The sequence below is a fragment of the Sorangium sp. So ce1335 genome, from assembly GCF_051521615.1.
GTDB lineage: Bacteria > Myxococcota_A > Polyangia > Polyangiales > Polyangiaceae > Sorangium.
This window is the reverse complement of the sequence record NZ_CP150363.1, coordinates 9,596,736-9,609,596: the sequence shown is the minus strand read 5'-3', so window position 1 is coordinate 9,609,596 and position 12,861 is coordinate 9,596,736. Positions and strand designations below refer to the sequence as shown.

The 12,861-nt window shown below is 73.6% G+C and carries 11 protein-coding genes; 2 read left to right on the top strand and 9 right to left on the bottom strand.

Annotated features, from left to right (window positions below; all coding sequences use genetic code 11):
* Positions 1-504: 504 nt before the first annotated feature.
* Positions 505-1,347, top strand: a complete 843-nt coding sequence (locus tag WMF24_RS35780) for a hypothetical protein (RefSeq protein ID WP_437731940.1) — start codon at positions 505-507, stop codon at positions 1,345-1,347.
* Between the two features lie 243 nt (positions 1,348-1,590).
* Here WMF24_RS35780 and WMF24_RS35775 read toward each other — a convergent pair whose 3' ends face one another.
* From WMF24_RS35775 to dnaB, 3 genes are all read right to left on the bottom strand, one after another.
* Positions 1,591-2,163, bottom strand: a complete 573-nt coding sequence (locus WMF24_RS35775) for a hypothetical protein (RefSeq protein ID WP_437731939.1) — start codon at positions 2,161-2,163, stop codon at positions 1,591-1,593.
* Between the two features lie 323 nt (positions 2,164-2,486).
* Positions 2,487-5,570 carry a hypothetical protein gene (locus WMF24_RS35770; protein WP_437731938.1) on the bottom strand — a complete coding sequence of 1,028 codons (3,084 nt, stop codon included), beginning with the start codon at positions 5,568-5,570 and terminating at the stop codon, positions 2,487-2,489.
* A 77-nt stretch (positions 5,571-5,647) separates the two neighbouring features.
* A complete protein-coding gene (gene dnaB / locus WMF24_RS35765; RefSeq protein WP_437731937.1) occupies positions 5,648-7,150 on the bottom strand; it encodes a replicative DNA helicase in 1,503 nt (500 codons plus the stop codon).
* A gap of 432 nt (positions 7,151-7,582) precedes the next feature.
* On the opposite strand from dnaB, the gene WMF24_RS35760 reads away from it, so the two are divergent.
* On the top strand, positions 7,583-8,464 hold the full coding sequence (locus tag WMF24_RS35760; protein WP_437731936.1) for a PfkB family carbohydrate kinase: 882 nt from the start codon (positions 7,583-7,585) through the stop codon (positions 8,462-8,464).
* Positions 8,465-8,681: 217 nt separating this feature from the next.
* Here the strand turns inward: WMF24_RS35760 and rplI are convergent, their stop codons facing one another.
* The 6 genes from rplI to WMF24_RS35730 all read right to left on the bottom strand — a co-directional run bounded on the left by rplI (position 8,682) and on the right by WMF24_RS35730 (position 12,772).
* The gene (rplI, locus tag WMF24_RS35755) at positions 8,682-9,134 is read right to left on the bottom strand and encodes a 50S ribosomal protein L9 (RefSeq protein WP_437731935.1); all 453 of its coding nucleotides are present in this window, start codon (positions 9,132-9,134) and stop codon (positions 8,682-8,684) included.
* A gap of 10 nt (positions 9,135-9,144) precedes the next feature.
* Positions 9,145-9,465, bottom strand: a complete 321-nt coding sequence (gene rpsR, locus WMF24_RS35750) for a 30S ribosomal protein S18 (protein WP_437731934.1) — start codon at positions 9,463-9,465, stop codon at positions 9,145-9,147.
* 3 nt (positions 9,466-9,468) lie between these two features.
* Positions 9,469-10,005, bottom strand: coding sequence for a 30S ribosomal protein S6 (gene rpsF, locus WMF24_RS35745; protein WP_437731933.1), 537 nt, complete (start codon positions 10,003-10,005; stop codon positions 9,469-9,471).
* Positions 10,006-10,114: 109 nt separating this feature from the next.
* On the bottom strand, positions 10,115-10,786 hold the full coding sequence (gene pth, locus WMF24_RS35740; RefSeq protein WP_437731932.1) for an aminoacyl-tRNA hydrolase: 672 nt from the start codon (positions 10,784-10,786) through the stop codon (positions 10,115-10,117).
* A gap of 146 nt (positions 10,787-10,932) precedes the next feature.
* Positions 10,933-11,616, bottom strand: a complete 684-nt coding sequence (locus WMF24_RS35735; RefSeq protein ID WP_437731931.1) for a 50S ribosomal protein L25/general stress protein Ctc — start codon at positions 11,614-11,616, stop codon at positions 10,933-10,935.
* A 211-nt stretch (positions 11,617-11,827) separates the two neighbouring features.
* On the bottom strand, positions 11,828-12,772 hold the full coding sequence (locus tag WMF24_RS35730) for a ribose-phosphate pyrophosphokinase (protein ID WP_437731930.1): 945 nt from the start codon (positions 12,770-12,772) through the stop codon (positions 11,828-11,830).
* Between the last annotated feature and the right edge of the window lie 89 nt (positions 12,773-12,861).

Below are 12,861 nucleotides of genomic sequence, written 5' to 3'. Positions count from 1 at the left end.
GCGCCACGGAGATCGCCGCGCTCACGGCTCGGCAGCGCGGCCGAGGGAGCGCCCGTCGCCGTCGGCGTCGATCCAGAGCAGCGCCGTGGCGAGGTAGCGCCGTGGCGAGGTGGACGCGCTGCTCGCTCGCTCGGCGGAACGATGCCGCCGAGCGGTCTCGACCTCTCCGGCCCATCTCTCGGATGCGCCCCGCGTGGTCTCGACCATCCTCGGAGGCTCGCCAGGAGCCGGTGGACAGGTCGCGACCTCTCCATTCGTATGAAAAGATCCATTTCTTTTGATCGGGACCTCGTCCCCGGCCTGAAAAGATCCCCCTCGGTAGGTCGCGACCTCGCCGCGGCCTCGCGACGAGCGCCCGCGTCGATCGCGACCTCCGGGACAGCATCTTTTCGACGGGCCGGGTTGGTCTCGAGCCGTCGCAAACCGGCGGGTCGCTTGACGGGCTCTGCCGCGTCGCCGTTTCCTGGCCGGGCACGCTGTACCCCGGACAAGGAGGTCTATGCGATGTTGAAGCACCTGATGATCGAAGAGATGGTGGCGCTTGTGTCCCCGTGGGTCGAGAACGCGCAACGGAAGCGGCTGTTCCTCTCGATCCCCGAGATCGCCGGCCTGCACCCGAAGGTCGTCGAGGCCCATGAGTCCGTGCTCGCGGTGCGCCCGAGCAAGTCAGGGCTGTCGGCCGCGATGATCGCCTTGAACGACGAGCTCGGGCGCGTCGACGAGCGCCACGATCACCTCGCCAGGGCCGTTTGCTGGGGCATCGACGCGCACCGCGCGCATTGCCTCGGCGCGGATCCTCCGGACAGGGAGCGCGCCGCGGCCTGCGACCAGGTGCAGCCGAAGCTGTTTCCGAGCGGGCTCAACATCATCAAGGCCTCGCCAACCGCGGAGGCGGGCAACACCGCGCGCGTCGCCCGGCTCCTCGACGAGGAGCCGTCGATAGGCGAGCTCCTGAAGGGGATCCCGGCGCCCGGGAAGACGACGCTGCTCCACACCACGCAGCGGTGGATCAAGACAGGGAAGGAGCTCGAGGCGATCGAGCACCGGCGGGACGAGCTCGCCGCCAAGGAGAAGACGGCGCCGGTGACCAAGGCGACCGTCGCGGCGGCGCGCAGCCAGTGGTTCCGGGTCGTGTCCGCGGTGCTCTCCAACCTGGAGCTCTCCGACGCGCCGGCCGAGGCGATCGAGACGATCCGCGGGCCGGTGCTGAAGGCCTCGGAGCGGGCTCGAAAGCGGTATGCCGGGGCGCCCGCGGGCGAGGCGCCGAGCGTGGAGGAGCCGGAGCAGCCGGCGGTGGAGGAGGAAGAAGCGGTGGATGAAGAAGAAGATCCGGGAGTCCACGGATAGGAGGCATCTGTGATGTCGAACCCCGGGTGTCACCCCCCGATGTCATGACGACGCAGCGCCGACCAGCAATGACCCGATCGGGGGAGACCGCCGTCGCTGTCGTTCGACGGATTCACCGTCGGTCCCCCTCCGTCCGGCTTCATGGCTTCATGGCGTCCGTCACCTCCCTGCCATGATCCGCTTGCGCTCGACGCGCGAGCCAGCACGGCTCGATGAGCATCCTGGCCGGTGCCGGGCGGGGCGTCAGAGGCACTCGACGAGGCCGTCGTAAAGCGACCTGTCTGTTCCGGGGAGCGCCGTGTCGATCGCCCGAGCTCTCGACGCCGAGAGCGCCGCCACGAGGTCGGCCACGGGGGTCTCCGGGGCGACGGGCATCTCGCAGACGAAGGACCTTGCGTCGACCTCCACCTCGCCGGTGGAAGGCAGGATCTCCTCGTTGCTCGCCGCGAAGACCCACACGCAGCTGCCTATCGTCCCGGCGTGCTCCTCGACCGAGCAACGGAATCGAAGCGGCTTGTAATTGCTGTACTCGCCTTCGCAGAAGGTGTCGCCGCACACGACGTCGAAATCGTCGTTCAGCTCGCGGAGCAGCCCGTACCAGGCGTCGATCTCGGCCGAGCTCGTGAAGTACGAATCGGCGTCGACGAAGCGCTTCGCGCCGGTCGAGCCGGCCGGAGCCCCGGTTGTCTCCTGCTGCGGAGCGGCGCTGTCCTCTGACCGCGGGGCGGCGCCGTGCGCGACAGAGCAGCCGAGCGCGAGGACAGGGAGAAGCATGGACACGAAGAGCGTCACAAACAAGGAGCGATGAACCAGCATGGGTGCCTCCATTCGAGCGCGACGCGCGGCGTCGGCTCGAGCCATCACGCCGCCTCCGGGCCTCCGCGCTGCCCCGCAACGGCGAGTCCAGCGCGAGGTCGGACCTCGCGGCGTTTCGGAAGGCACCTTGTGCGAGCGGCGTGCCAGGGGCTTTTTTGCGGGGATCTCGCAGCCCTGCCCCTGTCCGGGCCCTGGCGGCCGCCACGCGCTCCGCCAGATCCGCCACCTCGGAGCGAGCCTGAAGTCGACCCCGCCGGCGAGCATTCATCCCCCGCCGTCGTGGCCGCGCCGCCGCGCCGGGCGCGCCACGGCGCCCGCCGCGCTCACGGCGCGGCGGTGCGGCCGAGGGAGCGGCCGTCGCCGTCGGCGTCGAGCCAGAGCGGCGCCGTCATCGCGAACGGCAGGATCTCGTGCGGCTCGCCGGAGAGCACAGGCTCAAGCGGCCGCTGCCCCCGGACGATCGCGACGACGAAGGTGTCCTCGGCGACCGAGATCGCGCCGTGCGCTCCCTGCCCGGGCCGGCTCGCACCCTGCCCGGGCCGGCTCGCGCCCTGCCCGGGCCGGCTTCCGCCGGGAGCTCCGCCGGCGTGGGCGGCAGGCCGCGACGGTCGCCGCCCGCCGCCGGTGTCGAGGACGACCGGGATCGCGATCTCGTCGACGAGCGCGCCCGCCGGCGTCGTGCGCGCGCCCTCCAGCGGGATGGGCGCGCCGCTCGCGACGCCGCCGACGAGGACGTGGAGCTCGCGCGCGTCGACCCACGGGGCGCGCTCGACGCGGATCGAGAGCGACAGCGGCCCGCCCCGGGACCCGCGTCCGATCGAGGCGACGCCGCCCTGGCGCGCCTCGCCGAGGCGCACCGTCACGAACGGGCCGTTCGTGATCACCACGTCGCGCCGGCGCCGCAGGCCCGCGACGAGGTCGGCCACGTCGAGGCGGCCCGGATCGTCGTCGGCCACGCCGACGTACGTGCGCGGGTAGCCCGGCTCGGCGCCGAGGAGCCCGTGCGTGTCGCTCGTCGCCGTCGGCGTGACCGGGCGGGACGCGCGCAGCAGCCCCCAGAGCTCCTCGAGGGCGCTGTCGCGCGCGGCGACCTCGCGCCCGGTCCAGACCTCGAGGGCGTCGACGCCGGCGCCGTCCCCGACGATCTGCGCGAGCAGCCCCGGGCCCTGCTCGGGCGCGCTCCGCGGCGCGGCCTGCGCGTGCAGGGGCGAGCCGCCGCCGCTCGCGCGGCTCACCTGGACGACGCGCTCCCCGGGCAACGCGCGCACCTCCCCGAGGAGCGCCGCCGCGGTCTGATCGCGCCACCGCAAGGCGCCGCCGTCCAGCGCGGCGCCCCCGCCCGGCGCGGCGCCCCCGCCCGGCGCGGCGCCCCCGCCTGGCGCGGCCGCGCCCGCGTCGAGCGGGAACACGCTGACGCTCCCGAGCCCCGCGCCGCCCCGGGCGCTCGAGAGCTCGGCCCCGGGGATCACCCGCAGCCGCCCCTCGAGCCCGAGCTCGGCCACGGCCGGCGCGAGGTCCGCGACAAGGTCGTGCTCGCTCGCCACCGCGCACTCCACGCCCTCCACCGCGCTGGACGCAGCCCGAGCGGCGGCGGACACCCCCGCGTCGGCGCTCCGCGCGGTGTGCTGCCGGAGGTCGCACGCGACGAAGCCCGACGTGTCGACCACCCGCGCGATCGCGAGCTCGAGCCGCGACGCGCCGCCCTCGGCGATGTCGACCGTCGCCTCGGCGATCGAGAACTCCGGCCCGCGCGAGGCGACGACCCGGAGCTGCCCCGGAGGCAGCGGGATCTCGAGGTCGCCGGAGAGCGTGAACCGCGGCGGCGCCGCCGCCTGGCCGGTCCTCGCGTCGAAGAGGGCGATCTTCGCGGGCGTGGGCCGCCCGGGGGGCGCCGGGCCCGCGGCGGGCGCCGGCCCGACGCGCTCGCGCACCGACAGCGCGAGCCGGCCGGCGCCGGACAGCGCGAGCCGCACCGGGGCGACCTCACCGGCCCGGATCCTCACGCGAGCGCTCTCGAGCGCGCGTCGGCCGCTCCCCTCGAAGCCGACCTCGTAGAGCCCGGGCGGCGCCTCGGCGGCGAGCGGCCCGCCGCCGGCGTTCGTCCGCAGCCACAGGTCGAGCGCGCTGGCCGCCGGCGTGGCGCCCGCGCCCGCGTCCGCGCCCACGCCCACGCCCGCGTCCGCGCCCGCGTCCGCGTCCGCGCCCACGCCCGCGTCCGCGCCCGGCGCGGCGCCTTCCTCGGCGACCCGGGTGAGCGTCGCCTTGCCGGCGAGCGGCGGCAGCGGCGCGCCGCGGGCGTCCACCAGCTCGATCGCGACGCCGCCGGGCGCGCCGCCGCCCAGGAAGAAGAGCTCCGTCGCGACGGCGAGCGGATCGCCGCGCGGCGCGACGGCGAGGATCCGCTGGTACGCGGCGCGCCCGCCCGGCGGCAGCGCGGCGCGCCGCGCGAACGTCGCGTCGCTGAAGCCGGGGCCGCTCCGCGCGCGGAGCGGCGCCCCGTCCGCCGTGGCGAGCGCGTACGCGACGCCCGTCCCCACGCCGGCCACGTACGGCCCCTCGTGCTCGCCGCGCGACCCCGGCGCGATCGGCTCCGCCGCGCCCCAGTGGACGACGTCGCCGAGGTCGAGCCCCTCGACCGGCGCGCTGCCGTCGTTCCGGACCGTCGTCGTGATCACGACCGCCCGGTCGCGCGGCCCCAGCGTGTAGCGGGTCGCGATCGCCAGCGCGCCGCCCGCGCCGTCGCGCCCGCGCACCTCGCCGCGCGCCTCGATCCACGCCGAGCCGTCCTCGCCGGCGCCCGTCGCGATCTCGCGGTAGACCGCCTGCCGCGGCGGCGCGCCGACCCGCGCCACGATCTGCCCGAGCTCGTCGCGCCGCGCCCGCGCGTCCGCCGCGTCGACGATGTGGCCGCCGCTCTCCGCGAGGCCCGCCCCGGGGCCGATCTGATCGACCACCACGGCGATCTCGTCGTTCTCGAGCACGTGGTCGCCGGGCCGCCCCGCCGCGAGCGGCCCCGAGAGCGCGTCCGCGGCCCCCGTGATCCGCCGGACGCGCGCCGGCCGCGCCGCGCCCTCGGCGGTCGGGCAGAGCGCGCCCTGCTCCGCGCCGCCGCGCCCCCACCGGCAGAGCATGCCGAGGCGCTCGGCCGCGCCGGAGGAAACGACGACGCTGCCGTTCTGCGCGGGCGGCGCGCACGTCGCGCAGGCGAGCGCCAGCGCGGCGGCGACGCCGGCGGCGCCCGGAGCGCGGCGCAGCGCGCGCCCCGCGGGCCCCCGTTCGGCGGAGGGGCGCCCCGCGGGCCCCCGTTCGGCGGAGGGGCGCCGCGCGCGCGGCCGTTCGGTGGAGGGGCGCCGCGCGCGCGCCCGGTCGGCGGAGGGAAGGAGCGGCCTCTCGGGCGAGCGGATCATCGGTCCTGTTCCGATGCGCGGGCGGCGGCGCCGCTTGGGTCCGGGGCGCCCGGCCGCGAGGAGGAGCGCGGCGCGCCCTACTCGTCGTCCACCATGTCCGGGTAGTCGCCGGGCGCGAGGTTGTCGAAGCGGGTGCACGACGACGTGAACCGCGTGAGCACCTTGCCCGTCGGCCCGTTGCGCTGCTTGGCGACGATGAGCTCCGCGATGCCCTTCTGGTTCGTCGTCTCCGGGTTGTAGTACTCGTCGCGGTAGATGAAGATGATGTTGTCGGCGTCCTGCTCGATGGCGCCCGACTCGCGAAGATCGGACAGCTGAGGGCGCTTGTCCTTCGTGGTCCGGGTCTCTACCGCGCGGTTCAGCTGCGACAGCGCGATGACCGCCACCTTGAGCTCCTTGGCGAGCTGCTTGAGCCCGCGGGAGATCTCGCTGATCTCCTGCTCGCGGCTGCTCACCCCGTCGCGCCCCTTCATGAGCTGGAGGTAGTCGATGACGACGAGCCCCATGCGCCGCCCCGGGCTGCCGTTCGACGGGGGCCGATCGTACTCGGCCTGGATGCGCCGCACCTTGGCGCGCAGCTCGAGGAGCGTGATCGCCGGCGTGTCGTCGATCCAGACGGGCAGGGTCGACAGGAAGGACGCCGCCTCGGTCAGGCGGCGCCAGTCGTCCGGCTGCAGGAAGCCCTGGCGGAGCTTGCCGACGTCCACGCGGCCCTCGGAGCAGACCATACGTGTCGCGAGCTGCTCGCGCGGCATCTCGAGCGAGAAGACGGCCGCGCCGAAGCCCGGATCGTGCCGCTCGACGCCGTGCCCCATCTCGTCGGGGCCGGGCGAGCTCACCGCGCGCGGCGACGCGACGTTCACGGCGAGGTTGAGGACGAACGACGTCTTGCCCATGCCGGGGCGGGCCGCGACGATCGTCAGGTCGCCGTCGTGAAGGCCGGCCGTCTTCGCGTCGAGCTTCTCGTACCCCGTCGAGATGCCCGTGATCCGGTCGCCGCGCTCGGCGGCCGCGGTGATCTGCTCGAACGCGGCCTTGAGCACCTGCGCGATCGGCTGCGTCGACGTCCCCTGCGGCGTGCGCGCGAGCTGGTAGACGGCCTGCTCCGCGCCGTCGATGAACTCCTGCACGACCCCGACGTCGCCGTACCCCTCGGCCGCGACGCGCTGGCACGTCGCGATGAGCTGGCGCACGCGCCACTTCTCGTACACGACCCGCGCGTGTGCGGCGACGTGCGCGACCGCGGGCGTCGCGTCCGCGAGCTGGGCCAGGTACGCCGCGCCGCCCACCTGGGCGAGCCGCTCGCGGTCGCGGAGCCAGGAGGCCACCGAGACGATGTCGATCGGCGTGCCGGCGGCCGCGAGCTCCTGCGCGCCCTCGTAGATGCGGCTGTTCGCCTCGCTGTAAAAATGTTCCGCCTTCAGGATCTCGAGCACCCGATCGAGCGCGTCGCGGTGCAGCAGGATGGCGGAGAGCACCGCCGCTTCGGCGTCGAGGTCGTGCGGCGGCACGCGCCCGGCGACGATGGGGGGCTCGACCCTCTGAGGCCGCTGGCCGCGGCGCTCCATCATTCTCATCATCCGTGCATCTCCTCCCCACCGATTCCCCCCATCCCGCCCCGAGGTTTTCCACAGGAGCCGAAATGGGCGACGCCCCGGAGGCGCGAGGGGCCTTCGGGGCGTCGGGTGCAGGGTCGGCTTCCGTCTATCAGAACATGGGCGGCCCTGAGAAGGGTTTCTGTTTGCATTGCAGTGAGCGTTCGTGCGGTGAGCATCCGAATGCGCGCTCCACGTCCACGGGACGCCCCTCCCGCCGCAGGGGCGCGGCGCGTCCAGGCGAGGCGCCGGCGGCGGGACATGGAAAGCGCGCAACCCCGGTCGCATCGGCATTTCCCTTCGCGCTTGACTGAGCTGCGATGGCGCTTTGCGCCCGGCCATGGACCATCACGGGGAGCCGCCATTGTGGATCACAAAACGCGTCAAACAAGGAGCGAGCCCGCCGAGGTGGTCTGCGTGGGTGAAGCGCTGTGGGACCTGATCGCGCCGGAGGGCATTCCGCTCGAGCGGGCAAAATTGCTCCGCCGCGTGCCGGGGGGCGGCGCGGTGAACACCGCGACGGCGCTCGCCCGGCTCGGCGTGCCGTCGGGCCTGTGCGCCGCGCTCGGCGACGACGCGCTGGGGCGCGGGCTCCGGGACGAGGTCGCCGCGGCCGGCATCGACGTGAGCCGGCTCGCGCTGGGCGCGGCGCGCACCGGCCTCATGTTCGTCGCGACCGAGCGCGGCGAGGCGCGCTTCCTCGGGTACCGGCAAGGCGAGCCCGAGGCGCGGGCGCTCGCCGCGGCGCTGCCCGGGCGATGGCAGGCCCGGGTCGTCCACTTCACCGGGATCGCGCCGGTGCGCGGCGCGATCGGCGCTGTCGCGCGGGCGGCCGCTGGCGCCCGGCGCGAGGGGTGCGCCGTCTCGATCGACGTCAACGCGCGCCCGCGGATGTGGCCGCGCGCCGAGCGCGCCGCGGGCGAGCCCGGCCCCGGCGTGCGCGGCTGCTTCCGGCTCCTCGGCGAGGCCGACCTCGTGAAGTGCAGCGTCGGCGATCTCGACGTGATGGGGACGACGGCGCGCGCGCTCCGCGAGCGCCTGCGCCCCGAGGCGACGCTCGTCGTCACCGACGGCGCGCGGGCGACGCTCGTGCTCGGCCCCGGCGGCGAGCGCTCGGTCGCGACGCGCCCGGTGCGGCCGCTCGACCCCACGGGCGCGGGCGACGCGTTCTGCGCCGGCATGCTGGCGAGCCTCGTGTGGCAAGAGCGCGCGGGGTGGGGGGACACGACGCTCATGCTGCGCGCGGTGGCGCGGGGGCACGACGTCGCGCGCGCGTGGGTGCGGCGCAAGCGCGGGTGAGGGGAGAAGCGCGGGCGAGCCGCGCTTGGTGGACGCGGAGGAAGCGCGGGCAAGCCGCGCTTGGTGGACGCGGAGGAAGCGCGGGCAAGCCGCGCTTGGTGGACGCGGAGGAAGCGCGGGCAAGCCGCGCTTGGTGGACGCGGAGGAAGCGCGGGCAAGCCGCGCTTGGTGGACGCGGAGGAAGCGCGGGCAAGCCGCGCTTCCGGGCGGGCGCCGCTTACTTGGCGGCGACGGTGACCTCGACCGACGCCGTGATGGACGGGGCGAGGCGGACCGTGACGGAGTGGGCGCCGAGCGACTTGATCGTGTCGGTCTCGATGCGGCGCCGGTCCACGCTGAAGCCCTGCGCGGCGAGCGCCTCCTCGATGTCGCGCGCGGTGACCGAGCCGTACAGCTTGTCGCCCTCGCCGACCGGGCGGCTGATCGTGAGCTTCACCTGGCTGAGCTTGCCCGCGAGCTGCTCCGCCTCGGAGCGCGTCTTGGCGGCGCGCGACTCGGCGACCCGCTTCTCGTGCTCGATCCGGGACACGTTCTCGGCGGTGGCGCCCACCGCGAGGCCGCGCGGGATGAGGTAGTTGCGCGCGAAGCCGGGGCGAACCTTCACGAGCTCGCCGCTCTTGCCGACGTTGTGGAGGTCCTCCGTGAGGACCACATGGATGTGGGTTGCCATGATCGACCTCCTACGCCGTCACGGTGAACGGCAAGAGCGCGATGTTGCGCGCGCGCTTGATGGAGAGGGTCACCTTGCGCTGGTGGCGCGCGCAGTTGCCGCTGATGCGGCGCGGGACGACCTTGCCGCGCTCCGAGATGAAGTACTTGAGCGCCTGCGGGTCCTTGTAGTCGATGACGAGCGCCTTGTCCGCGCAGTAGCGGCAGACGCGCTTCCGGCCCGTGCGGCGGCGCCCGGGGGCGTCCGCGTTCAGGTCGGGCGTGCGCCCGAAGTCGCGATCGTCGAAGTCAGCGCCGCTGCTGCGGCCCATGTCGTTGTTGCGGCCGTTCATTGCTCAGCTCTCCTCTTCGTCGGTGGCGCCTTCCGCCTCGGCCTCTTCGCCGTCCTCGAGATCCGGCGGGGCCGCCTCGGAGGTCCGGTCGACGCGGCGCTCCGGCTCGATCAGGCCGAGCTGACGCTCGCGCGAGTCGTCGCGGTCGTCCTCCAGCGGCGCGAGCTCCAGGCGCTCGAACTTCACGTCCTCGTCGGCGACGCTCAGGCCCTGGACCTCGACGTCGTTGCGCACGAGCACCGTCTGGTACTTCAGCACGCCGTCGGAGAGGCGCAGGTTGCGCTCGATCTCGGAGACGACCTTCCCGCCGCCGAGGTACTTCAGGTACACGTACACGCCGCGGCGGTGCTTCGCGATGTCGTACGCGAGGCGGCGGCGCCCCCACGTCTCGACCTTCGTCAGCCGGCCGGCCTCGCGGCTGACGACCTCGGCGAGGCGCGACCCGATCCGCTCGGCGCCGTCGGCGTCGATGTCGGGTCGAAGGATGTAGATCGTCTCGTACTCTCTGGCGCGCCCGGGCGCCGTTACCTGTCGGCTCATTCCGTCTTCCCTCTCGGACAGTGGCCCCGGGGCGACGCCCCGGAGCGAGGAAAGGAGCAGCGCGCCGCGCGACGCAACGGCGGGCTCGACACGCTGGCTCCGTCGAGGATCAGGGCTTCTGCGTCGGGGGGAGGGATCCCCTCTCTCCCTTCGCAGCGGGGGCCTGGTCTGCCGACCCGTCCCCTTCGCCCTTCTGCCTCTTGCCCGGCTTCTGCCGGGCATTTCGAACATTCATCGCGGCGTCGAAGCCGCGGGCGGCGACTTCTAGCACACTTTGGACAGCTTGCTTCAAGCAGTCGGGCAGCGCCGCGCGCTCGACGGCGTCGAACCCCGACAGAACGTAGTCCGCGACCTCGCCCCGGAAGCCCGCGGGCGGCCGGCCGATCCCGATGCGGACGCGCCCGAAGTTCCCCGTCCCGCAGTGCGCCATGATCGAGCGCAGCCCGTTGTGCCCCGCGTGCCCGCCGCCCACCTTCAGGCGGACCGTGCCGAAGGGCAGGTCGAGCTCGTCGTGGAGCACGATCAGCCCGGACGGCGCGATCTTGAAGAAGGCCATCGCCGGCTGAACGCTCCGCCCCGACTCGTTCATGTAGGTCATGGGCTTGAGCAGGATCGCCGGCTGCCCGGCGATCTCCGCCTTCGCGTGCACGCCCGAGAACTTCTCGCGAAACGGATCGGCCCGCGCCTCGTCGGCGAGCGCATCGACGGCCATGAAGCCGACGTTGTGCCGGTGAGGAGCGTATTCCTTGCCCGGGTTTCCCAGGCCGACCACGAGCAGCATGGCGAGCGGGTTCTGCTGGATCCTGGGACGTGCGCGGGCGAGGCGACGAGGGGTCGGGGTGCGGGGCAGGGCGGGCCGCGCGCGCCTCGCCGCGGGGCGCGCGGCCCCGAAGCGATGAAGCGCGATGAGGCGCGGCCGCTCGCGGGTTACTTCTTGTCCTTCTTGTCGCCCGCAGGGGCGGCGCCGCCCTTCGCGGGCGCCGCGCCGGCCGCCGGAGCGGCGGCCGCGGCGGGCGCGCCGGCAGCCGGCTTCGCCTCTTCCTCGGGGCCGGCCTTCTCCGGAGCGTTGACGACGGCGATCGTCTGGTCGTCCGAGAGCAGCGCCTTCACGCCCTCGGGGAGGTTCAGGCCGCTGGCCTTGTACGACTCGCCCAGGTCGAGCTCGGTCACGTCGATCTCGATGAACGACGGGATCTTCTCGGGCAGGCAGCGCACCGGGATGGTGCGGAAGATCTGCTGGAGCACGCCGCCGGTGACCACGCCCTTCGGCTTGCCCACGCAGCGGAACGGCACGTGGACGTCGACGGGCTGGTCGAGCTTCACCTGGATGAAGTCGGCGTGGACGAGCTCCCGCGAGACGGGGTGGTAGTCGTAGTCGCGCACCATGACGGTGAGCGTCTCGCCGTTCTCGATGGCCAGCTCGACCACGGAGTTCTTGCCGTGGTCGGAGCCGAGCACCTGAAGGAGCGCCTTCGGCGAGACGGCGACCGACAGCGGCGCGAGCTCGCGCCCGTAGGCGATGGCGGGAATCTGTCCGGCGCGGCGCAGGCGGCTCGACGCGCTCTTGCCGCTCTCCTCGCGCCTCGTGGCGTTGAGCTTGATGATCTCCATGACGACGGCTCCAGAAAGTGGTCCGGGGGTCCGCGACGCGCGGTCCGCTCCGGCGTAGGGTGCGGCGCTATAGCAGAACGAAGAAGAGAAAGTCGAGCCTTCGTCGCCGGAGGGCGCGTTTTGTGGCGGGGGCGCGGGGGCGACCTGCGTCGCCTGCGCTCCTGCCACGCCCGAGGCCCCCCGAGGGGGGCCGCCGGGCGCGCTCTGCCGGTCAGACGAAGAGCGAGCTCACCGAGTCCGAGTGGTGGATGCGGCGGATCGCCTCGGCGAGCAGCCGCGCCACCGAGACGACCTTGAACTTGCCGGAGGCCCTCGCCTCCTCGGAGAGCGGGATCGAGTTCGTCACCACCACCTCGGTGAGGGGCGAGGCCTTGATGCGCTCGACGGCCGGTCCGGACAGGACCGGGTGGGTCGCGCAGGCGGCGACGCTCTTCGCGCCCTGCTTCATCAGGGCGTTGGCGGCGTTGACCAGGGTGCCGGCGGTGTCGATGAGGTCGTCGAGGATGAGGCAGTTCTTGCCGGCGACCTCGCCGATGATGTTCATGACCTCGCTCTCGTTCGCGCGCTCGCGGCGCTTGTCGATGATCGCGAGCGTGCCCTGCAGGCGCTTAGAGTAGGCGCGGGCGCGCTCCACGCCGCCGGCGTCCGGCGAGACGATGACGACATCCTTGCCGTAGTTCTCGCGGAGGTGGTGGTCGAGCAGCGCCGGCATCGCGAACAGGTGGTCGAACGGGATGTTGAAGAAGCCCTGGATCTGTCCGGCGTGCAGGTCGAGCGCGACGATGCGGTTCACCCCGGCGGCGACGATGAGATCGGCGACGAGCTTCGAGGTGATCGGCGTGCGCGGCGCGACCTTCCGGTCCTGTCGGGCGTAGCCGTAGTAGGGGATGACCGCCGTGATGGAGCCGGCCGAGGCGCGGCGGAGCGCGTCGACCATGATCAGCAGCTCCATCACGCTGTCGTTCACCGGCGAGCAGGTCGGCTGGACGACGTACGTGTCGACGCCGCGGACGTTCTCCTGGATGACGCAGAACGTCTCCCCGTCGGAGAAGCGCGACACGCGCGACTTCCCCATGGGTTGCTCGAGGACCTGACAGATTTCCTGGGTCAGCGCGAGATTGGCGTTGCCGGAGAAGATACTGACTCTCTTGAACACGGCGCGCCTCCAGCCCATTTCGGGGAGCGCGGCTCTATCAGCCTGCCATGGGCCCGTCAAGCAACTCTGTCCGCCGGGCGCCCGGCTGT